This window comes from Parabacteroides sp. AF48-14 (genome assembly GCF_003477465.1).
In the GTDB taxonomy this organism is placed as follows: Bacteria; Bacteroidota; Bacteroidia; order Bacteroidales; family Tannerellaceae; genus Parabacteroides; species Parabacteroides acidifaciens.
In genome coordinates this window covers 25,393-51,779 of the sequence record NZ_QUDI01000022.1, presented here as the reverse complement: position 1 = coordinate 51,779, position 26,387 = coordinate 25,393, and the positions used below count along the sequence as shown (strand labels likewise).

12 protein-coding genes and 3 pseudogenes are annotated in these 26,387 nt (G+C 44.2%); 10 read left to right on the top strand and 5 right to left on the bottom strand.

Annotated elements, in window-relative coordinates:
* The 3 genes from DW083_RS11765 to DW083_RS11755 all read right to left on the bottom strand — a co-directional run bounded on the left by DW083_RS11765 (position 1) and on the right by DW083_RS11755 (position 6,991).
* The gene (locus DW083_RS11765) at positions 1–1,926 is read right to left on the bottom strand and encodes a heparinase II/III family protein (RefSeq protein ID WP_233552173.1); all 1,926 of its coding nucleotides are present in this window, start codon (positions 1,924–1,926) and stop codon (positions 1–3) included.
* A gap of 98 nt (positions 1,927–2,024) precedes the next feature.
* Entirely contained in the window at positions 2,025–3,740 is a 1,716-nt protein-coding gene (locus tag DW083_RS11760) for a RagB/SusD family nutrient uptake outer membrane protein (protein WP_115501285.1), read from the bottom strand.
* Positions 3,741–3,754: 14 nt separating this feature from the next.
* On the bottom strand, positions 3,755–6,991 hold the full coding sequence (locus tag DW083_RS11755; protein WP_115501287.1) for a TonB-dependent receptor: 3,237 nt from the start codon (positions 6,989–6,991) through the stop codon (positions 3,755–3,757).
* 817 nt (positions 6,992–7,808) lie between these two features.
* On the opposite strand from DW083_RS11755, the pseudogene DW083_RS11750 reads away from it, so the two are divergent.
* From DW083_RS11750 to DW083_RS11730, 5 genes and pseudogenes are all read left to right on the top strand, one after another.
* Positions 7,809–11,146 (top strand): annotated as a pseudogene (locus tag DW083_RS11750) (SusC/RagA family TonB-linked outer membrane protein).
* A 16-nt stretch (positions 11,147–11,162) separates the two neighbouring features.
* Positions 11,163–12,913, top strand: a pseudogene (locus tag DW083_RS23620) (RagB/SusD family nutrient uptake outer membrane protein).
* Positions 12,914–13,112: 199 nt separating this feature from the next.
* The gene (locus tag DW083_RS11740) at positions 13,113–15,041 is read left to right on the top strand and encodes a heparinase II/III family protein (protein ID WP_122332486.1); all 1,929 of its coding nucleotides are present in this window, start codon (positions 13,113–13,115) and stop codon (positions 15,039–15,041) included.
* A 7-nt stretch (positions 15,042–15,048) separates the two neighbouring features.
* Positions 15,049–16,263, top strand: a complete 1,215-nt coding sequence (locus tag DW083_RS11735) for a glycoside hydrolase family 88 protein (protein WP_199659174.1) — start codon at positions 15,049–15,051, stop codon at positions 16,261–16,263.
* 59 nt (positions 16,264–16,322) lie between these two features.
* Positions 16,323–17,222 carry an alkaline phosphatase gene (locus DW083_RS11730; protein WP_122332485.1) on the top strand — a complete coding sequence of 300 codons (900 nt, stop codon included), beginning with the start codon at positions 16,323–16,325 and terminating at the stop codon, positions 17,220–17,222.
* Here DW083_RS11730 and DW083_RS11725 read toward each other — a convergent pair.
* On the bottom strand, positions 17,215–21,255 hold the full coding sequence (locus DW083_RS11725; RefSeq protein ID WP_122332505.1) for a two-component regulator propeller domain-containing protein: 4,041 nt from the start codon (positions 21,253–21,255) through the stop codon (positions 17,215–17,217). The genes DW083_RS11730 and DW083_RS11725 overlap by 8 nt on opposite strands.
* Positions 21,256–21,369: 114 nt before the next feature.
* A complete protein-coding gene (locus tag DW083_RS11720; RefSeq protein WP_115500943.1) occupies positions 21,370–21,609 on the bottom strand; it encodes a hypothetical protein in 240 nt (79 codons plus the stop codon).
* 81 nt (positions 21,610–21,690) lie between these two features.
* Between DW083_RS11720 and DW083_RS11715 the strand changes: the two are divergent.
* From DW083_RS11715 to DW083_RS11695, 5 genes and pseudogenes are all read left to right on the top strand, one after another.
* A pseudogene (locus DW083_RS11715) lies at positions 21,691–22,724 on the top strand (iron chelate uptake ABC transporter family permease subunit).
* 7 nt (positions 22,725–22,731) lie between these two features.
* Complete coding sequence (locus DW083_RS11710; RefSeq protein WP_115500950.1) at positions 22,732–23,739, top strand: ABC transporter ATP-binding protein; 1,008 nt, start codon at positions 22,732–22,734, stop codon at positions 23,737–23,739.
* Between the two features lie 100 nt (positions 23,740–23,839).
* A complete protein-coding gene (locus tag DW083_RS11705; protein ID WP_122332484.1) occupies positions 23,840–25,192 on the top strand; it encodes an MATE family efflux transporter in 1,353 nt (450 codons plus the stop codon).
* Positions 25,193–25,263: 71 nt separating this feature from the next.
* Positions 25,264–25,836 carry a DUF4251 domain-containing protein gene (locus DW083_RS11700; RefSeq protein WP_115500940.1) on the top strand — a complete coding sequence of 191 codons (573 nt, stop codon included), beginning with the start codon at positions 25,264–25,266 and terminating at the stop codon, positions 25,834–25,836.
* Between the two features lie 162 nt (positions 25,837–25,998).
* Positions 25,999–26,382, top strand: coding sequence for a co-chaperone GroES family protein (locus DW083_RS11695; protein ID WP_115500949.1), 384 nt, complete (start codon positions 25,999–26,001; stop codon positions 26,380–26,382).
* Positions 26,383–26,387: the final 5 nt, after the last annotated feature.

Here is a 26,387-nt window from a genome sequence, read left to right as displayed (position 1 = left end):
TTATTGATTTATAGGACGTAATGATATTTTGCAATTACCTTTTTGTTGCGGATTGATTATAGAAAAACGGATTCTGTAAAGTACTCCGCTTGTCCATGAAGATAATAGGGAACTGTCGTCAATTTTAATAGTCTCTATTGCTGGAGACAGTTGCTTTTTGTTGTACACGATCTGTATTCTCACATCGTCTCTTTTCAGGAATAATGAACCGTCTTGTTCTTCTATGTCACAGGCCGTCATAAAGTTTAGTACAGTTTCTCCTGTTGTTTGATTTAACGACCAACTATCGGAAATAATAAATTCTTTTTTACGTTTTAGCTGATACGTCCTAATCCAGGATTTAATATTAGCTTCTGCTACATAAGCATTCGCAATGTCGGAAGAAAAACATGCACTATGTTTGGTCTCTTTGAAATGTACGTTGGTCGCCTTGAATTTTTCTCCGTTATGCTGGTCATAGCCGTTTATGGTCGGCAGATTGTGATAGCAGGACTGCATGGTCCAGATTGAATATCGTTCGGAACTGAATGTTTTACGGGTATAACGTCCGACACCGACATCGATTAGGACCGGCAAACCGTTATAATAAAGCATACAACTACCTACATCATTATGATTGTGCGGTACATTGTTATGGCTTCCGTGTGCGGCAAAAAAGAATCCTGCATTTAATTTCTTTTCGTCCCTGGCGACACAAAGCTCGGAATCTTTAAAATAATAAGAAAGGAAGTCGATGTTGCAACCTTTTCCCTCCAAAATTTCTTTTGACATGATAATATCGTCCAGAACCCTTGCGAAAATACTTCCACGGTGAAGTGTGGTTGCCCAGTTGCTGATTCTGGCAAAATCAGCAGCAAAGCCAGTCATGACAGGATCACCAATGCATTTGCCATAGTGGTAAACCGCTCCGGAATTGATGTTGCAGACTGCTCCGGCATCTGAAAAGTTTACGAAATACCGGTTGCAAATATGGACGCGATAGATGTATTTTCCTATATTTTGTATCTTTTCTTGATTAAATATATCAATCTTCCCATCGGTCATGCGATACAACAGGTCCAGGAATTTTACTAAATTAGCTCCGGCATGTCCCCAATAGGTCGGACCTTCTTCGCAAGCCCCGTCCTCATGCTGCACGTCGATGTAACGATCGACCGAACGCATTAGCTGGTATACGTGTTCAACCTTTTGTCGTCTGTCGTCATCCAGTAGCATGACGGCTTGCAATACATTATAGTTGATCCATATGTTCCAGTTATTTACATTTTTTTCTCCATGTAGTCCCATCCACCAGTAATCGGTACGGGAAAAATAAGGATTTATCAATCGTTCTATGACTGTCTTTTTTATTCTTTTGGATATAAGCGGGCTGACTTTATCGAATTCATCTTTAAAAAAGTGATATGTCCAGGCCATTTGTGCACCGATATCGGCTACGACAAGTTCAACAGTCGGTTCGTCCGGGTCCGGTAGGCCTGACTGGTCTTTTTGGAAATAGGCGTGGGCTGAATGTACCCAGGATGTCTCGCACAAGAACCATGCCCCGTCGATGATAGCATCCATAAAACGCCCTTTGCCTTCTACTAACTCGGCTAAGGTGAGAGATATTAATGCCATATGGTTTTCACGGCCGGTCAAGATTTCTCCAGTTCGTTTATAGGCCAGATAATCCGTCGCCAAATCCGGTTTCCAGATATGGGAAAGCGCTTTCTCTCCTTCTGATATGACATTCTGCCTGATTTCCGGTGTGGCTATATGTTCCCATTTTTCCCGGTCCTGATAAGATGGATATGAGATCCAATGTTCATCTGCTGCCAATATTGAAAATAGTTCCTCTTTAGAGACACTGTTCTCTAACATGCTGTCTTGGGCAGAGACAGTACTGAGGTAGAATAATGATAGAATGATATAAAATGCTTTTTTCATATATAGTTCCTTTTTCTGATTGAAACATATAGATTACAAATATAATGAAAAAGGACAGACATAACAGTCTGCCCTTTTATTTGTTTATTGGTAGATAATTACCATCCAGGGTTCTGATTTTCTTTCAGACTTGGGTTCTTTTCTGTTTCACTATTTGGAATCGGCCACAGATAATCACGCACCTGAACGACGCGGTTATAATAGAACTGTCCGGTAAAACCTTTTACTTTTCCGGCCAAAGATTCGAGTAGCCCCCAACGTTTCATGTCGCTGAAACTATGACCTTCACCTGCCAATTCGACTGCACGTTCGTGTCTGATACGCTTGAATACTTCGTCTTTCGTTGTTGCCTTTAAATAGTCCGGTCCACTGTTTAGGCCAGGCATACCGACACGTGCACGAACCTGGTTGATCAGGTTTACAGCCTTGGTCTGCTGATCTGTCTGATTGTAGCATTCTGCTAACATTAACAGAACGTCTGCATAGCGGATCAACGGGAAGTTTATCGGTGTATCGGCACGATTGTTGATGGCTCCGTCCATATCGTATTCGGCAACGAATTTGCGCCACAAATACATTTCGTAGTTTCCGTTGACACGGATGAAACCGTTCTTTTCGTTTGCTTGTCCGGATTTTGCCGTAATTATGTATTCGGTATCCATCGGTGCGTTGGCATACCAGCCTTTATAAGTTGTGTACGGCAGGATGATAGAAGCCATCATACGCGGGTCGCGTTTACTGTACATGTCCAACAATTTGTCTTTGGCGGCCGGGTAAGTATCCACTTTGTTCAAGCCTTTGTTCAGTGTCGCGTAGAATGTAGTTTTCTTCACATCGTCACTTTCATTGAATCCCGGAATCACTTCGTTCCAATCGAACGGACGACCATCGGTCCATTCATAAGAGTCTACGAAATCAGTGGCAACCATTACGTTGTTCCAGCAACTTCCGTAAGAAGCACGGCTTCCCATATAGAAGGTAGTAGGCATACCGAAGTCTGTACCGACACCGCCAATGTTCTGGATCGCGAAAATCATTTCTGAACTTTCATCACCACCCGGTTTGAACAAATCGGCATAATCGGAATATAAAGCATATTCGCCGCTATTGACTACACTTTCAAAACATGTGGCAGCTTCCTGGTATTGTTTGTTATAAAGAAGTACCTTTCCTTTCAATGCCATTGCTGCACCCGATGTAGCACGTCCTTTGTTCGTGTCGTCCCATTTAGCCGGCAGGTGGGCTATGGCGTCATCCATATCCTGGATGATGAACTTACGCACTTCGTCGGCTGAGCTTCTTGGATTCATCATATTGGAGAAATCTTCCGCTACGATTGTCTTTTCGTCATAGATAGGAACACCACCCCAGTAATCGAGCAAGGTGAAATAATAGAGGCCGCGCATGAAACGAGCTTCCGATTTGTAACGGCTCTTTAATTCATCTGACATATCGCATTTGTCCACATTCTGCAAGACGATATTCGCACGTGCGACACCTTCATACAATTGTTTGAACTTATTGCCGACAGCACCTTCTGTCGTAGTGTAAGTTCCGCGCCCGATATTCGGATAGGAAGGAGCGTCATATCCAGCTCCTACACCACCTAAGCAGTCGAAACCGAATTGGCGGCCGAATACGTCGTCATGCGTCATCTGGCTATAAACGCCCATCATTGCCTGATCGGCATGGTCTTGTGTCTGGAAGAAAGTTCCGGCACTCATTTGGTCTTCCGGAAAACGGTCCAGATCGTAGCAACTGCTCATAATTAAAAGTGAAGCAGCGCAAGTGAAAAATAATTTATACTTGTTCATAATGTTTAATTCAATTAAAAGGTTACATTAATACCTAATACAGCCGATTTCATAGCCGGATAACCTAAACCGCTGATTTCCGGATCAAGACCTCTGTATGACGTGAAAGTGAAGAAGTTCTCCAAGCTGCCGTAGAAACGGAGTCTTTCTATTTGCATTTTATCCGTAATGGTCTTCGGCAGGGTATAACCCAACTGGATGTTACGAATCTTCAAATATGCTTTGTTTGACAGGTAGAAGTCGCTTCTCTGCTTGTTGATTTCATTCTGGGACTGAAGCAAACGTGGATATGTGGCGTTTGTACGGCCTTCTGTCCAGCGGCCTTCTGCCACTTCTTTGTTCAACTGGTATCCGAAACGGACAGATGATGTGTTTGCCAAATCGTTCTGCCAATACACTTTGACGCCTGCTTGTCCTTGGAACAAGACGGAGAAGTCGAACCCTTTGTAAGCCGCATTCAGGTTCAAACCGAATTGGAATTTCGGGTTCGGGCCGTCGCTAACAATTTCACGGTCATCCATGTCGATGATACCGTCTCCATTGATGTCTTTGTACAGTAAATCACCTTTTTGAGGTGTACCGAATGCTGCAAACGGATTAACTTTCTTACCCGTTTTTTCGTCTATCGGAGCGTTGTCGATTATTTGTTGTACAATCGCCAAATCAGCGTCTGTCTGGATGATACGATCTGCGCGCAGTAAATATTGGGAGTTGATCGAATGCCCTTCCCAGATCAAGTTGGCTCCGTCAATTGACTGGCCGCCTTTCTCTTTCCCCTTGAATTTGTTTACCATATTCTTTACATATGTAAAGTTACCGTTCACTCCGTAAGAGAAGTCGCCGATCTTATCTTGCCAGCCGAGTGTCATTTCGAGACCTTGGTTTGTAACGGTAGCACTGTTCTGCTTAGGTATGGAAGCCGTACCGTGTACGTCGGGAGCCGGCAAGTTGATCAAGATGTCTTTAGTTTTCTTATTGAAATAATCGATCGTACCGGTGAGTTTATTGTTTACCAATCCGAAATCAACACCAACGTTGGTCATGTAGGTGGATTCCCAAGTCAGGTTAGGGTTGGCCAATTTAGCTTGTGCAAGTCCCAATACCAAGGCATTGTTCAATGTATAGTTGAAAGCGCTTCCGCTACTTGGTTTGTTGGCATAAGTCGCGAGAGCATCATAGTTGCCGACGGAGTTATTACCTAAAGAACCGTAAGAAAGACGCAGTTTTAAATTACTCAACCCTTTTTCTATCCAGTCTTCCATGAATGCTTCTTGATCCATACGCCAAGCGACAGAAGCAGAGGGGAAATAACCGGTACGGTTATTGGAAAGGAAGCGGGATGACTGGTCTGCACGAAGATTCACTTCTAACAAATATTTGCTATCCCAGTCCAGATTGACACGACCGAAGAAAGAGCGCATAGCCCATTCTGTACTTGAACCGGAAGCGGACGCATCGCCAATGGCAGCATTGATTACATTCAGGCTTAAATCGATCATATCATATTTTGTAGCGGAGAAATTCTTGCTGCGATACATTTCCTGGCTGGCACCGACCATGGCGTTCATGCCTAAGCGATTATCAAAGAAACGTTTTTCATAGCGTGCTACAACATCACCGAAGAAGCGTTCAACTTTACCGTCATAGTTCATGATACTTGTTTTCCCGCGTGTAGAAGAAGTGATCACTTCGTCACGGAAGTTCCAAGCGTCAATGAATACTGGCTTTTTGCTCCGCTGTTCGTCTACAAACTCATATGAGTAAGAAGCCGTTACGGAGAATCCTTCGAAAGGTTTCAATGTACCGACGAAACGGGAACGCATATTGGTTTTACGGATATTACCGGCCGTCTGATTCAAGCGACGCAAAGGATTATTGACTGCAGCCTGCGCGTCATCCTCGCTGTTGTTCATGGCTCCGTATCGTCCGTCTGGTGCACGGAATACCATACCGGGAGTCGTTGCTGAAGCATATGTGAATACATCATCGACAGATGTGTCTTTCTTATCATTAGCTGTATATTTGGCAGCCGGATCCATATTCGATACGTAGCCGCTAACCTGAGCTCCTAAGTTTAGCCAAGGTTTCACATCGGCGGAGATGTTGACACGTCCGTTATACTTCTCGTATGAAGTGTTTTCCATGACACCCGGATTTTTCTGATAACCGAATGAAGAATAGAAACGAATTTTATCGCTACCGCCGCTCATTGAGATCACATGGTTGTGTGAAGTTGAATTTTTGAATGTCTCATCCAACCAGTTGGTATTCGGATATCTGAGTGGATCTTTTCCGCCATCGGCACGCCATTCGTCGATAATCTCTTGCGAGAATTGTTTCTTTAATCCCGAGTTTCCGTATCCTTCGTTGATCAACTCCATGTAGGTGGCATAATCTGATACTGGATCCATCGAACTTGGAATTTCCGGGGAGGTAAATGAGACGTAACCGTTATAGTCTAATTTGATAGAACCGGCTTTACCTTGCTTTGTCGTGATCAAAATGACACCGTTGGCAGCTCGAGAACCGTAAATTGCTGAAGAGGCAGCATCTTTCAATACGGTCATCGATTCGATATCCTGAGGATTGACGGTATTAATGCCTGCTTCGACACCATCGATGATAACTAACGGGGCAGAGTCATTCAATGTACCTTGACCGCGAACCTTGATCGACGCATTGTCGTTACCCGGCTGATTGGCCGTACCTTGTACGTTTACACCGGCTGCAAGACCTGCCAATGCATGGGAAACGTTGGTGATTGGGCGGCTTTCTGTTAATTCTGCAACGTTTATGGTTGACACGGATCCCGACAAGTTCACCTTTTTCTGTGTACCGTAACCTACAACTACCACTTCTTCCAAAGCCTGTGAGTCTTCGATCAGCTTGATCTTGAATGAGGACTGATTGTTTACGGGGATTTCCTGATCCTTGTAACCAATATAAGAAACAACAAGAATCGAATTGGAAGATACTTCCAATGTGAAATTACCGTCCATATCGGTAATCGTACCATTAGTTGTCCCTTTTTCTACTACATTGGCACCGGCGATGGGACCCAGTGCATCTTCAATTACACCCTTAATACTGTGTTTTGCTTGTTGCGGAGAAGCAACGATCGGAGTAGGTTCTACAGAACCTAATGTACCGATAGATGGATTTGCAGATGCCATCCCGATAGATGCCAGAAACATTGAAGCTCCTAAGAACATCGCTCTCGATACATAAAAGCGTTTAAAATCTTTTGTCATAATAACACCAGATTGATTAATAAATTGATAATAATTCACGTTTCTCTGAATTGGCACTTTGTGTTTTTCATAAATTGTGTCTTTCACAAAAGTGTTTTTTGTTCATAGTCCTTCAAGAACTACGATCAGAACACTGCAAATGTAGATGTTAATAATGTGCAGGAATGTATAAATTTATCCATTTGATATGCACTAATTATCCAGTGTTGAGTTTTTAGCATAAATATAAACAGTTGTATTACATTGCTTTATGTGTATATTATTTTATACAACATACTATGGCATTTAAAATAAAAAAGCTTCGTTTAGATTTCAAACAAAAAAAGTTTGGAGAGACTGTTGAAGAATTATGATTTACTTTTCTAAATCTTTCTAAGCAAAATAAACTTTCTCTTATTCTCTTTTTTATAAAAGAAGATTTATATTTTTTAATTGATACGCATTCATTCGATCTATATATATTTCAAATGGTAGACTGACTCCGTAGAAACTTTCCATGAATTGACAAATCGCTATTATATTCGTGGTACAACACTCAAAATGATAGGTGAAAAATACAACTCGCGTAAGTAATGATCTTTTCTGCGGTACTAATATGGATTATCGGCAATAGTAGTCTCATTTTGATAGTTAGCAGGTAGACTATAAAAACTATCTATTAGTCCTTTTTGGGAGCTGATGATTTTTTCTGAATAGCCGTAGTTCTTGAAGGACTGTGATCCAGAATGCACTTTTGTGAAAAAACACTTTAAAAAAGACACAAAGTGATAAATAGTGAAAGTGAATTATTAATTTATTAAATCAATCTGGTGTTATTATGACAAAAGATTTTAAACGCTTTTATGTATCGAAGGCGGTGTTTTTAGGAGCATCCATGTTCTTGGCTTCTATTGGAATGGCATCTGCTAATCCGGCACTCGATGCATCAGGTTCTGTAGAACCTGCACCTGTTGTCGCTTCGCCACAACAGGCAAAATACACTATTAAAGGTGTGGTTGAAGATGCACTTGGTCCTATCGCTGGTGCCAATGTAGTAGAAAAAGGAACTACTAACGGTACGATTACCGATATGGATGGTAATTTTACGTTAGAAGTTGCTTCAAATGCTATTTTAGTTGTTTCCTATATCGGATATCAAAATCAAGAGGTGCCGGTTAATGGAAAGAAAGATTTTAAGATCAGCCTGAAAGAGGATTCTCAGGCATTGGAAGAGGTTGTGGTTGTCGGTTATGGAACGCAGAAGAAAGTAAACCTGACCGGTTCTGTCTCTTCTGTTGACTTTGAAGAACAAGCTTTGTCTCGTCCTATTACGAATGTATCCAATGCGTTGGCCGGTATCAGTGCCGGTGTGCAGGTTATGCAGAATTCCGGTCAGCCGGGTAGTGACGGTTCTACAATCCGTATTCGTGGTATCGGAACTTTGAACAACCAGGAACCTTTAGTTTGATCGACGGTGTGGAAGGTTCGATGGACTTGGTTAACCCGCAGGATATTGAGAATATCTCTGTATTGAAAGATGCCGCCGCATCTTCTATTTACGGTTCCCGTGCTGCCAATGGTGTAATCTTGATTACAACAAAAAAGGGAAAAGCCGGAAAGTTGTCAGTGGCTTATACGGGTCGTGTTTCTTATGCGCAACCGACTAATTTGATCGATCAGATTACGGATTATGCCGATTATATGACATGGCTTAATGAATCATTCGAGAATATCGGTCAGCCAAATCACTTCTCACAGAGCACAATTGATCTTTGGCGTGAAAAATCAAAAGATCCGAATGGTTTGAATGAAAATGGTGTACCTAATTATGTCGCTTATCCAAATACGGACTGGCAGGACTATTTGTTCGGACATGGTTTGATTAACGACCATAATGTGTCCGTAAACGGTGGTTCCGATAAAATCCGTGTTTTGATGTCTGCCGGTTATCTGGATAACCCCGGACTTGTTGAAAATACAGGTATTCAAAAATACTCTTTACGTGCAAATATTGAAGCCGATATTACGAAATGGTTGAAAGTCGGAACCCGTACATTTGCTTCCCAGGAAGATAAAGACGCGGGAAACTTTGATAATGCGAACAACTATCTGCGCCAGACGACACCGGGACTTTATCCGGAATGGAACGGTTCATACGGATATCCGGAAGCTCCTGAAGAAAGTGCAACGGCTAACAGTATCGGTGCATTCTTGAACGGACAGGACGGAAAGAAACAGAAGACGAACTTTAATACGACTTTGTATTCTACAATCACTCCGTTAAAGGGCTTGTCATGGGATTTCAGCTTGAACTACAAACGTTACTGGGAAGATAACCAAACTTGGACAAATCCTTTGGAGAAAGTGCGGTTTAGCGATGGTAAGGTTATGTCACCAGCTACGGAACCTTCTGAAATGACTACTTATTTCTATAACCGTTCGGATTATAGTTATACGTTGCAAAATATCATACGTTATAATACGACAATCAACAAAGATCATGATTTAGGCGGTTTGGTCGGTTATGAAGAATATTATTATAAACGTGAATCCCGCAGTGCAACGAAAAAAGGATTGATCGATTCAAGTATCCATACACCCGGGTCGGCTACCGAAATGGTTAGCATCGGAGGTGGAGCTTTTGACCGTGCCCGTCGTTCTTTCTTTGCGCGTGTGAACTATGCTTACAAATCTAAGTATTTGTTTGAGGCTAATATTCGCCATGACGGAGATGCCCGTTACCATGCCGATTATCGTTGGGGTAATTTCCCGTCATTCTCAGGTGCTTGGCGTGTTTCGGAAGAAGCGTTTATGGAAAATACCAAAAACTGGTTGGATAACTTGAAACTGCGTGTTTCTTACGGTTCTGTAGGTAATAACGGTGGAGACGATGCTACTCTTATCAGCGAATATGAATATCAGTCGACTTATGGAAGTTCCATGTATCCGTTAGGAGGAAAGCTTACTTCCGGTCTGGCTTCGACTTCAATTGCCAACTCATTACTGTCTTGGGAGACTTCTACCATGACCAACGTCGGTATCGACTTGAATGCTTTGAATAATCGCTTGTCTTTCACGATGGATGCATTTGTGAAGAACACGACCGGTATTTTGTTCAAGCCGTCTATCTATCTGACTGCCGGAGATAAATCGGCACCTCGTAAGAATATTGCAGAAATGCGTACGAAGGGTGTTGAATTTACATTGGGCTGGAAAGACCAGATTGAAGATTTCAGCTATTCGGTTAGTGGTAACTTCTCTTATACGCCGAATAAGATCCGTGCATATAAAGGGGAATTTAAGAGCTATTACGACGAAGATGGAAATTGGGTAAGTAACATCGGTGATGTGGCTTCCAGTACTTCGGCTGTAGACCCGATCGTACAGGGTTATAGTGCAAAAGAATTTTACCTGCGCAATCCGTATAAAGGTTCCGGTAAGGGATATGCTGCCGACGGAGTGAATGGTGGTCCTGTTGACGGTATGATCCGGACTGAATCTGATATGGAGTGGTTGAAATCTATGATCGATGCCGGATATACATTTATGCCGAATAAAACTGTGGGTAAAGATAAAATCTGGTACGGTGATTATGTTTATGCCGATGCCAACGGAGACGGAATTTATGGCGGTTCTGACGATAAAGAATTCCAGGGATTCTCGAAGGACCCGAGATACAACTTCGGTTTGCAGTTCTCGGCCATGTGGAAAGGTTTTGACTTCTCTATGAACTGGGCAGGTGCAGCCGGCTTCAAATTGTATTGGGGATCTGCAACCGGATATAACTCTCCGACGACACGTGTCGGTGTTGCTTTGGGAACGGATATTGCTAATAACCACTATTTCTTTGATCCTGAAAATACTTCTGATGCGCGTACAAACATTAACGCGAAATACGGACGTTTGGTAAACGGAGAAAACGGTTTCCAAAATACAGAGGCTACTTCTTTGTATTTGTTCAATGCAAATTATCTGAAACTTAAAAATTTGACTTTCGGATATACATTGCCGGCTCCTGTTGCCAAGAAGATTTTTACAGACAACCTGCGTGTATATGTCTCTATTGAAAATGTATTCAATATTACAAAATATCCGGGACAAGATCCGGAATTAGGTGCAACACCTGCATATACTTCATTGAGACAATTTGCATTTGGTGCTAATATTTCATTTTAAAGGAGGATAGATAGTTATGAAATTAGTTAAGAATATTTTGTTATTGTGTGCATCTGTTTCGGTTCTGACTGGATGCCGTGGAGATTTGATGGATTTATCTCCTTATGATTCTATTGCTTCCGGTAATATGTGGACAACTGAAAACCTTGCGGATATGGGGGTTGTCGGTATCTATAGCATGTTACAGTACAGCAATGTGGCTGCCGACCTGTATAAGTTTGACTGTTATGGGGTTTCTGCCGATTGCCGTGATAGAGATTATGCGCTGACAATCGGTTCGGTGACAACCGGAGACGGTCAGTTCTCAGGATACTGGAGAACCAATTATGAAGGTGTCAGCCGTACAAACGACGCGATCAAGAACTTGCCGAATGCTCCGTTGAGCGAAGCAAAACTGGCTCGTCTGATGGCGGAGGCTAAGTTTATGCGTGGCTTTTTCTATTATAGATTGAATTCAATGTTTAAAGGTGTTCCTTTATATTTGGAGCCGGCAGAATTGGATGAACTGGTAAAAGGCCGTGATACGGAAGAAGCTGTATGGAACCAGGTTATTACTGACTTGACCGATGCGATCAACACAAGCGAACTGCCTGATAAATATGCTAAAGGAGATGCTTCATATGGTCGTGCCACTAAAGGCGCTGCTTATGCATTGCGCGGGAAAGCTTATATGTGGATGAATGAATGGCAAAGGCCGAAGCTGATTTCCGTAAAGTCGGAGAATTGGGTTATGGTCTGTTCCAGGGCGATTACAAGCAAATGTTCAAAGAAGCGAATGAGCAAAGCGACGAGATGATTTTCTCTATGCAATGTGTTGGAGAGTCCGGCTATGGAAATGATTTCTCTTTCCGTTATGGTACTCGTAGTTCGTTTGGCTCTTGCTGGAATACTTATCTTGTCAATACTGATTTTGTCGAATCGTATGAATGTGCGGATGGCAAACCTTTCAACTGGAATGATTTCATCCCGGGATACAATGAAATGGATCCGGCTAAACGTGCTGTTTATTTCTTGCGTGATGGTTTGACAGAAGATGAAATAGCCAAGATGGCAGATGATGGTGCTGATATGTCTAAGTATTTGCCGACAGGTAATGAAGCCCGTATCCTGAGTGTTTATGCAAGCCGTGATCCGCGTTTGACAGCTACCGTTATTACTCCGTATTCTCAATATTTCGGTGCTAACGGAGCAACAGACTACACTTATACATTGCGTTGGCCGTACAGAGGATACGATACGGCAGATCCATTTGACTTGAAGACAGATACAAATAACCGCTTCTACTATTTGTTCCGTAAATTTGTAGCTGAAGGAGCAAATGAGATTCCTAACCGTACTTATTCTCCGATCGATATTCCAATTATCCGCTATGCAGATGTTGCGCTTTCTTTGGCTGAATGTTTGAACGAACAGGGAAAAACGGATGAAGCTGTGGAATGGGTTAATAAAGTACGTGCACGTGCAGGCGCCGCTCTTTTGAATAGTAACACCTATACACAGGTTACAGGCCAGGATAACATGCGTGAACGTATCCGCAACGAGCGTCGTTGGGAGTTTGCCGGCGAAGGTGTGAACTTCTTCGACGAAATGCGCTGGAAAACATTGCACGAAAGCAAATACTTCAGCGGTGCAGGTCTGAAGCAAATCTGGGGTACAATCCAGTACACTTATACTTGGGGAGGCGATAACTTGTATAAGTGGGCTATTCCTAAATCTGAAATTCAGATGAATGAAAATCTGAAACAAAATGATGGTTGGATAGATTAACCGGATAGGTATTAGAATTTCAACATATGTATTTGTAAGGCTTTGGTTGAGGTCGTGAGACCGGAACCAAAGCCTTTTTTCTTATTGAGGGAACTCCTTAAATTTCTGTATTTGGACAATTTGTGCACATGAAATGGATGAATGTGTTCGTCTCTCATTACTGGTACACATAATTTTGTGATATTGAAAAATAATACCTATGAGAACACAACGATTATTTATGTTTATGTGCCTGTTGCTTTGGGCAGCCACATATCTTCATGCTTACGAAGAACGCAATTTATTACAGAAGGCGGCAGACCTTGAAAAGGTGAAGTCTGCTTTGGTGATGGATCAGAAATGGGTTTCCTATCCTGATTATTCCGACCGGGCCGGTTGGGATCAGTTTTTAGGCGATTATAAAGATGATTATATAAGGAAAGGAGAAGCTTTTCTGAATTATGAATGGAAGGTGGTGAAAGCGACCGATTATCTGGAATTCGGACGAAGCGGCGACCGTGACATTATGCAGAATCCGTTCAATAAGAATAATTCGGCGATTGGCGCATTGTTTATGGCGGAGATGGCAGAAGGAAAAGGACGTTTTATCGATCAGATTATCAACGGCGTTTTTGCTTCTTGCGAAATGACTACGTGGGCATTGTCCGCTCATTTGGGTTTGCAGGAGATCGGCGGTTGTTTTCCTAACTATAAAGAACATGTAATAGACCTTGGTTCAGGAAACTTAGCTTCCCAATTGTCATGGATCTATTATTTCCTCAAACCTTCCTTTGACAAGGTGAATCCTCTGATTTCGGATAGACTGCGGCATGAATTGCAGGTCCGTATATTGGATACATATATGAATGAAGATCATTTTTGGTGGATGGCTTTCCACTTGAAACCGGGTGGCTTGGTGAACAATTGGAATCCCTGGTGCAACTTCAATGTGCTGCAATGTTTTTTTCTGCTTGAAAATGACCGGGACAAACTGGCCAAGGCTGTTTACCGGACAATGACATCCGTAGACCATTTTATCAACTATACGCATCAAGACGGTGCTTGCGAAGAAGGACCGTCCTATTGGGGGCATGCTGCCGGGAAAATGTATGATTACCTGCAGATGCTTTATGATGGGACCGGTGGTAAAATATCTGTATTCGATCAGCCTATTGTAAAGAATATGGGTGAATATATAGCCCGTTCCTATGTCGGCAACGGTTGGGTTGTGAATTTTGCGGATGCTTCGGCTAAAGGTGGCGGTGATGCCGATCTTATTTTCCGTTATGGGAAAGCGACCGGAAGTCCGGTTATGATGAGTTATGCCGCTTATCTCAAGAGTTTGTCCGCTAAAAAGGCTGTTCCGGGTGGAGATCCTTTCCGGCTTTTTCAGACTCTGTTGTATCGTAAAGAGATGGATGGGGTGGATGCCGGTTATAAAGTTCCGGTCTACTCTTGGTATCCGGAGACCGAGTTTTGCTATATGACAAACAAAAAAGGCTTTTTCGTGGCAACGAAAGGCGGATATAATAACGAAAGCCATAACCATAATGATGCAGGAACCTTCTCCCTTTACTTGAATACTACGCCAATTATCATAGACGCCGGTGTGGGAACATATACGCGCCAGACATTCAGTCCCGAACGTTATACGATTTGGACGATGCAGAGTAATTATCATAATCTGCCGATGATCAATGGAGTTCCCCAACAGTTTGGTTCTCAATATAAAGCAGAAGACGTCCGTTTCGATCCGAAACGGATGTCATTCTCTGCTGATCTTGCAGCTGCCTATCCGGAAGACGCCCATGTCTCGAGATGGGTGCGTTCTTATAAGCTCGACCAGAATGCCTTGAAGATCGGAGATTCGTTTACGTTGAAGAAGGCGGAAAAGCCCAATCAGGTTAATTTCCTGACTTGGGGGAAAGTGGATATCTCTGTTCCGGGAGCCGTGACGATCGAAGTGAATAATGAAAAGGTACGTCTGGCATATGACAAGAATACATTTGAGCCGGCTATTGAAACTGTAAAATTGGTAGATCCCCGTCTGTCGAATGTCTGGGGTGAAGAAATCTACCGGGTGTCGTTGAATGCTAAAAAGCAGCCGCTTTCCGGTTCTTATACTTATACGATAACAACAATAAAATAATAGAATCATGATGAAAAATTTGATTGCATTTGCTTTTTCGGCATTCCTGCTATCTTGCGGGGGTGCCCCTAAAACAGAAGAAAAAAGCTTTATCGACGAGAATATCGATTTTGCCCGTGCTCAAATAGGCAAGGAGATAGACGTGATCGAGGCGAGTGGAAAATGTTTGAATCCTGTGACTCTGAAGTCGGACAGTTCCGTTTATTATTGCGGGTATGCCGATTGGCGGAGTGGTTTCTTTCCCGGATCAGTCTGGTATTTGTATGAATTGACCGGTGATGACAGCCTGCTGCCTTTGGCTGCCAAATATACGGATGCGATCGAGGAAGCGAAGAATCTGACTTGGCATCATGATATCGGGTTTATTATAAATTGCAGTTTCGGAAACGGTCTGCGTCTGGCGGGAACTCCTGCTTATAAGGATGTGATGGTACAGGCAGCGAAATCTTTGTCTACCCGTTTTCGTCCGGCTGCCGGAATTATCCAGTCTTGGGACGTGGTACGCGGATGGCAGTCCGAGCGCGGTTGGGAATGTCCGGTTATCATCGATAATATGATGAACCTGGAATTGATGTTCGAGGCAACCCGTCTTTCCGGCGACTCTTCTTTCTACAAAATCGCCGTGTCTCATGCCGACCGTACCTTGCAGGAACATTTCCGTCCGGACGGCAGTTGCTACCATGTAATCGATTATAGCATTAAGGATGGAGCGGTTCGCCATCGCCAGACGGCACAGGGATACGCCGACGAATCTATCTGGAGCCGCGGACAGGCTTGGGCGATTTATGGTTATACGGTATGCTATCGTGAAACCAAAGACCGCAAATACCTGGATCAGGCTTTGAAGACATTCAATATGATGAAGAATCTGAAAAATTTGCCGGAAGACCTGATCCCTTATTGGGATATGGATGCTCCGAACATTCCGAACGAACCCCGCGATGCTTCGACTGCTTCTTGTATCGCTTCCGCCCTTTATGAAATCAGTACGATGGATGTGCCCGATGCTGCCGGCTATAAAGCGTATGCCGACAAGCTTATGGCTTCTCTTTCTTCTCCTGCTTACCGGGCTGCCTTAGGAACAAACGGAAACTTTCTGCTGATGCATTCTGTAGGTAGTATCCCTCACAATTCCGAAATCGACGTTCCGCTGAACTATGCCGATTACTATTACCTGGAAGCCTTGAAACGAAAACGGGACATTGAAAAGGGTAATTTATAAATAATATCCGTAACTTTGCCTATACTTGGATTTACGGGATATTACTTAATAGAAATAGTATGAAAATAGGAAAATTGATTTTTGCATTGGCATTTTTTATGTTGTTTGCCGATGCTTCGATGGCTGCAAAGTGGAAAGCCAAACATGTAGTGCTGATCGGTCTGGATGGCTGGGGCGCTTATAGTGTGAATAAGGCTGATATGCCGAATGTGAAAAAACTGATGGCCGACGGGTCTTATACATTGAAAAAACGTTCTGTATTGCCGTCATCCAGTGCGGTAAACTGGGCTTCCATGTATATGGGCGCAGGACCTGAACTGCACGGTTATACGGAATGGGGTTCGCAGACTCCGGAATTGCCTTCCCGTGTTCTGGACGAAGACGGTATCTTCCCGACTGTGTTCGGCTTGCTTCGCCAGTCAGATCCGAAAGCTGAAATCGGTTGTATCTGTGAATGGGCCGGAATCCGCTATGTGTGCGATACGCTGGCGCTGAACTATGACAAGCACGTCACGGAGAAACCGCAAAGTCCGGCTACTACAAAATATGCAGTCGAATATATCAAGCAATCTCGTCCGAACCTGGTGAATATCGTGTTTGACGAGCCGGATCATACCGGACATTCTGCCGGACACGACACGCCGGAATACTATGCGAAACTGAAGGAATTGGACGGCTATATCGGACAGATCGTCGAAGCTGTCAAAGAAGCAGGCATGCTGGATGAAACCATCTTTATCGTTACTGCCGATCATGGCGGTATCAAAAAAGGACATGGTGGCAAGACGATGGAAGAAATGGAAACAGCCTTTATTATTTCCGGTAAGGGAATTAAGAAAAGCTATGAATTCCAGGAAAGCATGATGCAGTTCGACTGTGCGTCCACTATCGCCTATATCTTCGGCCTGAAGCAACCGCAGGTTTGGATCGGTCGTCCGATGATTCAGGTGTTCAAGTAGGAGATTCTGTCTTCTTCCGGTATTCTGCCGGGGTTATCTCGAACTGGGCTTTGAAACAGCGCGTAAAATAGCGCGGAGAACCGAAGCCTAATTGATCGGAAATATCAGCAATTTGTAAATCCGGGCTGTTGACCAACATGGTGGCAGCCCGTTTTAGTTTGCAGTTGAGGACAAAATCGTTAGGAGTCATGCCTGTCAACGCTTTGAACTTGGCATACAAGGAGCTTCGGCTGAGTCCTAATTCACGTGCCATCATATTCATGTCGAAGTCGATATTATCCAGATTCTTTTCGATAATCGAATTGACCGTATCCAGGAATTTCTGGTCTATCGGGTTGCTTGCTAACGATTGTGCATCGAAGTCTTTCTGCTGGCTGAATTTCTTTTGCAAGATGATGCGGTTGCGCACCAGGTTGTTACAGCGTGCTTGCAGGACTTTTGCATTGAACGGTTTGTTGATATAGTCGTCGGCACCCCGTTGCAGGCCTTCTATGCTTTGCTCGGCCGAGGTGAGGGCTGTGAGCAGGACCACCGGAATGTGACATACGTCGAAATCGTTTTTTATCTTCATGCACATTTCCGTACCCGACATCTCCGGCATCATAACATCACTGACAATGATATCCGGTCTTTCTTCACGCGCCTTTTCCAGTCCTTCTTTCCCGTTGCGGGCCAATATGACACGATAGGTTGGCGAGAACAGGGAATTGAGGATTTGAAGTAATTCTTCGTTGTCTTCCACCAACAGGATGCTGCGGGGCGAGTCGTCTCCCTCTATTATCAGCATATCTTTCTGATCGGTGTCGGTGAACTCTTCCATATGGTCTGTGAACGCGACCGTATCGGGAACGAGGCTGTCTTGCTGGTCTTTCAGTTTTTCCTGTGCCCGCTCCGTGTCGGTGAACTGTGCGGAACCTTTCAGCAGGCGGACAATGAAAATACTGCCGTAGCCGGGAGTACTTTCGACTTGTATCGTCCCGTGATGCAGTTCGATAATATTCTTGGTCAAGGCAAGTCCGATGCCCGTACTGGGCGTTTTGGTAATATTCGATATGCCGTTTTCCGCCTGGTAGAAACGGTCGAATATTTTGTCGATATCCTCTTTGTTGATCCCGACGCCGTTGTCGATAACTTTGATGATAACTTCTTTTTCCTTGCTTTCCAGGATCATTTCGATGGTTGCATTCGGTTTTGTGTATTTGAATGCGTTGGATAGCAGGTTATAGAAAACTTTCTGCATCTGCTTCGGATCGAACCAACAGGGTATGTCGTCTTCCGGAGCTGTAAACTTATAGGTGATGGAACGGCTGGACGCATATTCATAAAAAGAAAGATAGATTTCTTTCAGGAAAGGTACGATGTTCTGTTCGTAAACTTTCAGCTTCATGTGCCCTTGCTCCAGTTTGCGGAAATCCAGCAGTTCGCTGATCAGGTTCCGCATATGATAGGTGTTCTTATAGACTTTCAGCAGTTTGTTGTACACGGAAGGAGATAAAGAGCTGCTTTGCAGCAACAGTTCTATCTGCGAGATGATCAGTGTCAAAGGTGTCCGGAATTCATGCGAGATGTTGGAGAAGAACTGCAATTTCGCTTGATTCAACTCTTCGATCGCCTCTTTTTCTTTTCGTTCCATTTCCAGGGATGTTTGCAACATGAACTGTGATTTTTTGAAGCGGTAGAAACTATACAATATGCTTGCTATCAAAACCAAATAGAGGAAATAGGCAAGTTTGGAAGCATACCAGGGGGAATGGATATGGATATCCATTTTGATAGTGCGGGGATGTTCCTGGTTGGGATCGTACTGTATTTCCCGGACGATCAATGTGTATTTTCCCGGATTTAAGTTCGTATAGGAAATATTGTTGTCCTTGCTCGGAACCCATTTTTTGTCGAACCCCTCCAGCATATATTCGTAAGCGGCCTTTTTCAATGTGTTTACGTAGTTGTTGGATGTAAACGTAAGGATCAGGTTATTCTGGTTATGTGCCAATTCTATTTCCCGGGTATAAGGCAGAGCCGTGTTCAATACTTTATTGTGGTCGTTTGCAATAACCGGTTCGTTGTTGATATACAGATCTGAAAAGAACAGTTGGTAATCTTTGGTCGAATTGAATAGCTGCTGTTCAAAGAATGTTGCCATGCCGTTACTGCTGCCGACAAATATTTCTCCGTTTCTACAAACCAGGATACCACAACCGGTATTTATCCCGGACAGAGGCAAAGCTGTTCCCAACTCGACAACCTTAAACAGGTTCTGGTCCGGATCGAAGAATGTTATTCCTTTGTCTCCGGTTATCACCAGTTGGTCTATCGTTGACAAGGCAAGCTCATAACAATAGTTGCTGGCGATAAAGCTGTTTTCTGTCGTATATCCGATGAATTGGTTCTTATTCTCGTCATAATAGAACAGTCCGGACCCACGTGTTCCGAGGAAGATTCTCCCTTGCTTGTCTTCGATTATTTGTGAAATGGGAAATGCCCCCAATCCGTTTTCTCCTGAACGGAATTGAATCTGATCCGTTTCGTCTTTCAGGTTGATTTTCCAGACGCCTTTGCCGTATGCTAACCATAAATAGCCTTTGGAATCGACCCAAAAGCAGGTGTTTCCGTAATATTTGCCACTATCGAACAGAGGTGAAACCTTTTCTGTGTCCAGGTTCATTTTAAAAATGCCTTTCGGCCCTGTGCATATCAGTTCATCGTTGTATATGCACATATTGTTGATACGGTCACCGGCAATTACGGCGTATGAAGGATCTTCGAAATAGGGATTTTTGAATTTCTTATTTTTGATATCATAAATTGAAAGCCCTCCGGTGTGGGTTCCGATATACAGTTTATTGCGTTCCGGACTGTAGGCGATTGCTTTCAGATTGTTATGGGCAATGGAGTTGCGGTTTTCGTCAGCCATGAAGTAGGTAAACGTCTTTGTTTTCCTGTCGAAAAAGTGCAGGCCGCCGCCTTCGGTGCATATCCAGACATTATCGTCTTTATCTTCTACCATTTTACCGACAAAAGGATAGTTTAAGCAATCGTTTCTGGCATTATTGGCTGTATAGACCGTAAAGAGGTCGGTTTCCGGATTGAAATAATTGACTCCGCCGTAATATGTCCCCAGCCAGATCGTCCCTTGTCTGTCTTTATAAATAGGGAATACCGACGAATGGGTCATGCTGCCGGGTAGGGGATTACGGGCGTAAACTTCGAACTTGCCACTGATCGGGTTGTATTTGTTGAGTCCTGTGAATGTCCCGATCCAGATATTACCGAAATTGTCTTCAGTAAAATCCCGTACCTGGTTGCTCGAGATATTGTTAGGATTCGACGGATCATAACGGTAACGGGTGAAATTTCCATACACGTCTTTTTTATACATCCCGTTCATGCGGATGGAGATCCAGAGGTTGTAGCGGGAGTCTTCATATATACTGTAGATATCTTCTCCCGGTATCACGCTGGTAAGAGGTTCGCCTTCTTTCTTTACATACAGTCCGTCTGTCGTCCCTATCCAGTACTGGCCGTTGGAATCTTCTTTCATACAGGTTAAACGTTGGTTACTGTATTCCAGCTTCATTGCAAAATCCAGTTTCTCTGTCTCCGGATTCCAGGTGAAAAGCGAATCCGTAGCGCCGACCCAAATGACTCCTTTGATGGACGAGATACCGACTACGCCGGATTTCCGCAGGCAGGAGAATTTTTGTGTCCGGATGTCATAGCGGATTAAAGCATTATCGGAATCGAAAAAGACATTCCCGTCTTTGTCTCCGGCAATGAAATGGGTCTGGTTTCCGATCGGGTTCGTATTTTCGCGGTAGTATTCGGACGGCTTATATACAATTGTTTGGACTCCGTTGTATATGCTGATGCCTTCTTCGGTTCCAAACCACATCCTGCCTAACTGGTCTTGGTAGATCGCCATTACGGATAGTTGTGACAGACCTTCCTGCATACCTATGTGTTTGAAATAAATCGGGTATATGCCGGAACAGAATCCCAGGAGCATGATGAGTGATATGATGATTCTTCTCATAGTATATAACATTAGCAGCATTGCATTCAAGGTGCTAAGGTAAATATATTTTTCTAATCGTTAAAGGATGTTGCGCAAAATCTTTTATATCCAAGCGGGCTTTTTCCGTCCAACTTATGCTTCGTCTGTAGCTAACCATTTGTCGAAAAATTTATCCATTTCTTCTTCGCTGTAAATCTCTCCATTCCGCATCTGTTCCAATGCTTTATCTATGTTTTCTTTCAACTCAGGGGAGAAATGGAGTACAGTTTCCCGCTCGTTAAGTAGCTGTTCGATGTCATCGAGCAGGCTTTCATCTGAAATGGCGTTCAGGCGTTCAATCAGGTTTTGCTTTTTAAGTTCGATATATGTCATAATCTTTTGGTTTTTAATTAGGTGTGCAAGGTAGCTAAAAGTATTCGATTGGACAACTAAAAAAGCATTATCTTTGCAGGCATGAAAAAGCAAGCCTTTCTTTTTTATCCGTTCCTGTTCGGCCTCCTGTTGCTGCTGTTTGCAGGCGGGCTGGTTTATGGTGCCGTGTCGATCCCGCTTGAAAGTGTGGTGAAGATATTGTTGGGAGAAGGAACGGAGCGGCTTGCGTGGCAGAATATCGTGTTGCAGAGCCGTTTGCCGCAGGCGGTAACGGCATTGTTGGCGGGTGCTTCGTTGGCGGTCAGCGGCTTGCTGTTGCAGACTTTGTTCCGGAATCCGCTGGCCGGTCCTTCCATATTGGGTATCAGTGACGGGGCTAATTTAGGAGTTGCGGCGATTATGCTCTATTTCGGAGGTTCGTTGAGCATGGTCTCGGATTTGCCGATCAGCGGTTATTTAGCTGTTATCTTGGCGGCATTTGGCGGGGCGGCTTGTATTTTAGGCTTGATTATCTATTTCTCGGCAAAGGTGAAGAATAACGTCATGCTGCTGATTATCGGCATTATGATCGGTTATTTAGCTTCTTCCCTGATTTCGGTGTTGAATTATTATGCGTCGACGGATAAGGTGCATGCCTTTGTCATGTGGGGGTTGGGAAACTTCTCGGGCGTGTCTTTGCAGCAACTTCCTTATTTACGGGTTTTACCTTTGCCGGTTTGCTGTTGGCGATTCTGTTGATAAAACCGCTGAATGCGTTGCTTTTGGGCGAGATGTACGCGGCCAATTTAGGAATCAAGATCAAACGTACGCGCATTCTGATCCTGCTGTGTACCGGATTGCTAACGGCTACGACGACAGCTTTTTGCGGCCCGATCTCTTTTATCGGCTTGGCGGTTCCTCATGTCGCACGTCTGATGTTGGGATCGTCCAATCATAAGATGCTGGTTCCCGTTACACTATTGACCGGTTCTTGCATTGCTTTGCTTTGTAATTTGCTGATGGTGTTGCCGGGAACGAACAATATTCTTCCGTTGAACGCCGTAACCCCGATGTTAGGTGCGCCCGTGATTATTTATGTGATTGTGAACCGGAAGAACATACAATACTTTGACTGACGACAGGATGGAAACATTTGCAATAGAAACAAAAGGACTAAGTATCGGCTACCTGTTGAAAGGTGGTAAGCGGAAGGTCGTGCACGATGATTTGAACCTGCAACTTGTTCCGGGAGAAGTCACTTGCCTGTTAGGGCTGAACGGAGCTGGAAAGTCGACTTTGCTCCGTACACTCTGCGGTTTCCAGCCTCCGCTTGGCGGGGAAATCCGGTTGATGGGCAGGCCGCTATCCGATTATTCGCAAGCGAACTTTTCCCTGACAGTCGGTGTTGTATTGACAGAAAAGACAAATGCGGGGGGAATTACTGTGTATGAACTTGTCTCGTTGGGGCGTCATCCTTATACCGGTTTCTTCGGACAGTTGAAGAAGCAGGATCGTGAAATCATAGAACAGTCACTCGATGCCGCCGGTATCGCTCATAAAGCGCATAACTACGTCTCGGAACTAAGTGACGGAGAGCGGCAGAAAGCTATGATCGCCAAAGCTTTGGCGCAGCAGTGCCCGATTATCCTGCTGGACGAGCCGACTGCCTTTCTGGATGTGACCAGCCGCATCGAAACGATGGTCTTGCTGCATCGCCTGGCTGTCGAACAGGAAAAAGCAATTTTGCTTTCCACACACGACCTGGACTTAGCTATCCAGATGGGCGATTGCCTTTGGTTGCAGGAGAAAGGGCGTCCGATGGCTTGCGGAACACCTGAAGATTTGATTATGAGCGGGGCTTTTGAATCCTTTTTCGGAAAAGAAGGTATCGTGTTCGACCCTGCAACCGGAAAGCTGAATACCGAAGCGCCAACCTTGCCGATAGGTGTGGAGGGTGATTTCTTAGCTTCCTATTGGGTCGGGAATGCTCTGATCCGAAATGGATTTCGTCCTTCTCCGGTGAAAGAAGGACAGCTGAATGTCGATTGCCGGAGTCCGCATGAGCTGATTGTCACATTTCCGGATGGTGCGGCAAAGGTACTTTCGACAGTTGCCGGTTTAGTAGAGGCGGTAAAAAGTCCATGGGCATGAAAAAAGAGTTTCCCGGGCATGGAAATAAATTTTCCCGGGCATGGAAGTTTATTTCCATCGGGAAGAAACAAAGGTTTAATTTAGATTTGAAGATATAAATATGGCAAACGAAATAACATGGCGGCTGGAGAATGAGAAAATCAGCCGATTATTGTTACATTACGCGATACCGGCAGTGATCGGTACAATGGTCAATGCGCTTTATAACATTGTAGACCGTATTTTCATCGGCCAGGGAGTTGGGCCGTTGGCAATGGCGGGGCTTACATTGACATTCCCTATTTTGTTATTCCTTCAGGCATTCGGGATGCTGGTCGGTGCCGGTGCCGCAACACGTGTGTCCATCCATTTGGGGCGGAAAGCGAATGATATGGCGGAGAAAGTGTTGGGGAATGCTTTTACGCTTACTTTTCTTATCACAATCGTAACCGTAGTGCCTTGCATGATCTGGATGGAAGATCTTTTGCTCGCATTCGGTGGGAGCGAGCAGACGATTCCGTATGCGAAAGACTATTTGAATATCGTCGTTCCCGGTACGATCCTGACTTCGCTAAGCTTTGGCTTTAACGCTGTGATGCGCGCTTCCGGCTATCCGAAGAAAGCGATGTTTACCATGTTGATCGGGGCGGTGGCTAACGTCATTCTCGATCCGATCTTTATCTTCTGGCTGGATATGGGAATCAAGGGGGCGGCTGTTGCGACAATTATCTCGATGTTACTTTGTACGCTCTTTGTGATGAACCATTTTGTACAGAAAGATAGTATCGTGCGTTTCCATAGGGGAACGTTCCGTCTGGAACGTCATGTGGTGTGGAATATCCTGACGATCGGTGTCTCACCGTTTGCCATGCAGCTGGCGGGTAGTCTGGTTGTTGTAATCCAGAATTATGCCTTGAAACAGCACGGAGGAGATTTGGCATTGGGGGCGAACGGCATTATTTCCAGTGTCGGGATGCTTTTAGTCATGTTGGTTATCGGGATTGCACAAGGGATGCAGCCGATTGTCGGTTATAATTTCGGGGCAAAGAAATACGACCGGGTGCAGGAGACGCTGCGCTTAGTCATCATCGCGGCTACTATCATTATGGGGATCGGCTGTTTCTGTAGCGTGGCATTTCCGAAACTGATAGCCCGTGCCTTTACGAACGATCCGGCCTTGCTGGATGTGACGGCCAACGGTTTGCGGATCAGTTTGCAGGTGTTCATTGTGGTCGGTTCGCAGATATCGATCAGCCAGTTTTTCCAGAGTATCGGGATTGCCTGGAAAGCTATGTTTTTGAGTCTGAGCCGTCAGGTCCTGTTCCTGATACCGGCCATGTTGCTGTTCTCCCGTTTCTGGGGCTTGGATGGCGTTTGGTATGCGGCTCCCTTTTCCGATTTCATTGCGGCGGTCACGGCTTGGCTGTTTCTTTGGTATCATGTTAAAAACATGAAAAGTAAGGGCTTGGGTTGAACTTTTTGTTATCTTGGTTGTCTACTATATAAAAGTAGATTGATTAGGTTATAACTAAAAGAATAAGAAGTATGAAAAGAGTATTATTATTACTGTCAATCCTGCTCTTTAGCGCGGGAACCATGATGGCCCAGCAGGATAAAGCTGCCGATAAGGCTGCCAAGAAAGCGGAAAAAGAAGCTAAGAAAGCTGCTGAAGCAGCAGAACAGATGGCCTTGTTCGAACAGGGCGTGCAAGCACTGAAAGAAAAAGATTTTGTGTTGGAAGCCGAACGTGTCGAATTTAAACGCGGACGATTTGTTTATGTAACCCCGAGTACGAACTTCGTTTCCATGAAGGGAGACAGGGCTACGATTCAGTTGTCATTCAATACTGCCGCTGCCGGTCCTAACGGTATCGGAGGCATTACGGTGGACGGTAGCGCCTCGAATGTCGAAATGAAGACCGATAAGAAAGGAAATGTCACACTCAACATGATGGTGCAAGGTGTCGCTGTTTCCGCAAATGTGACCATCCGCATGGTGAAAGGAACGAATAAATGTACGGCGACTGTCAGTCCGAACTTCAACAGTAACCGTATCTCGTTTACCGGTTACCTCTATCCTTCGGATCAGTCCAATGTCTTTAAGGGACGTTCGATCTAAGTTTTTTCGAACGCAAAACCAGTCCCTGTCCCATAAATATAGAGTAGGCATCCTTTTGGAAAGCGTTCAGCATCTCTTTCCAAAAGGATGCCTATTCTTTTTGAAGGAATGTGCAGCATTTTGTATCTTTGTTCTCGTAAATTATTCTTTATATATTTAGTTATGCAATTAGCAATAGATCAGAAAGACATCGATAAGTTCCTGATGGTAGGCGATAAAGTGCTTATCAAGCCGAAGAATCCGCAAAGCCAGACGAAGTCGGGCCTGTATTTGCCGCCTACCGTTCAGCAGGAAAAGATACAGAGCGGATATATCATCAAAGTCGGTCCGGGTTTTCCTCTTCCTTCGCAGAGCGAGGAACACGAAGTCTGGGAAAAGAAGAAGGACGGGGAAGTGCATTACCTGCCTTTGCAGGCACACGAAGGCGACCTGGCTGTGTTTTTACAGAATACGGCTTATGAAATCAATTTTAACGAGGAAAAGTTCCTGATTGTTCCGCATTCGGCTATCCTGATGCTGATCCGTGATGAAGGTTTGTTCGAATAAGTCCT

What these genes read in the sequence shown, in the direction of transcription:
- DW083_RS11730 (WP_122332485.1), top strand. Translation starts at nt 16,323, where the DNA reads ATGAAAATAGGAAAATTGATTTTTGCATTGGCATTTTTTATGTTGTTT.
- DW083_RS11765 (WP_233552173.1), bottom strand. Translation starts at nt 1,926, where the DNA reads ATGAAAAAAGCATTTTATATCATTCTATCATTATTCTACCTCAGTACT.
- DW083_RS11755 (WP_115501287.1), bottom strand. Translation starts at nt 6,991, where the DNA reads ATGACAAAAGATTTTAAACGCTTTTATGTATCGAGAGCGATGTTCTTA.
- DW083_RS11740 (WP_122332486.1), top strand. Translation starts at nt 13,113, where the DNA reads ATGAGAACACAACGATTATTTATGTTTATGTGCCTGTTGCTTTGGGCA.
- DW083_RS11700 (WP_115500940.1), top strand. Translation starts at nt 25,264, where the DNA reads ATGAAAAGAGTATTATTATTACTGTCAATCCTGCTCTTTAGCGCGGGA.
- DW083_RS11735 (WP_199659174.1), top strand. Translation starts at nt 15,049, where the DNA reads ATGATGAAAAATTTGATTGCATTTGCTTTTTCGGCATTCCTGCTATCT.
- DW083_RS11725 (WP_122332505.1), bottom strand. Translation starts at nt 21,255, where the DNA reads ATGAGAAGAATCATCATATCACTCATCATGCTCCTGGGATTCTGTTCC.
- DW083_RS11720 (WP_115500943.1), bottom strand. Translation starts at nt 21,609, where the DNA reads ATGACATATATCGAACTTAAAAAGCAAAACCTGATTGAACGCCTGAAC.
- DW083_RS11760 (WP_115501285.1), bottom strand. Translation starts at nt 3,740, where the DNA reads ATGAACAAGTATAAATTATTTTTCACTTGCGCTGCTTCACTTTTAATT.
- DW083_RS11710 (WP_115500950.1), top strand. Translation starts at nt 22,732, where the DNA reads ATGGAAACATTTGCAATAGAAACAAAAGGACTAAGTATCGGCTACCTG.
- DW083_RS11705 (WP_122332484.1), top strand. Translation starts at nt 23,840, where the DNA reads ATGGCAAACGAAATAACATGGCGGCTGGAGAATGAGAAAATCAGCCGA.
- DW083_RS11695 (WP_115500949.1), top strand. Translation starts at nt 25,999, where the DNA reads ATGCAATTAGCAATAGATCAGAAAGACATCGATAAGTTCCTGATGGTA.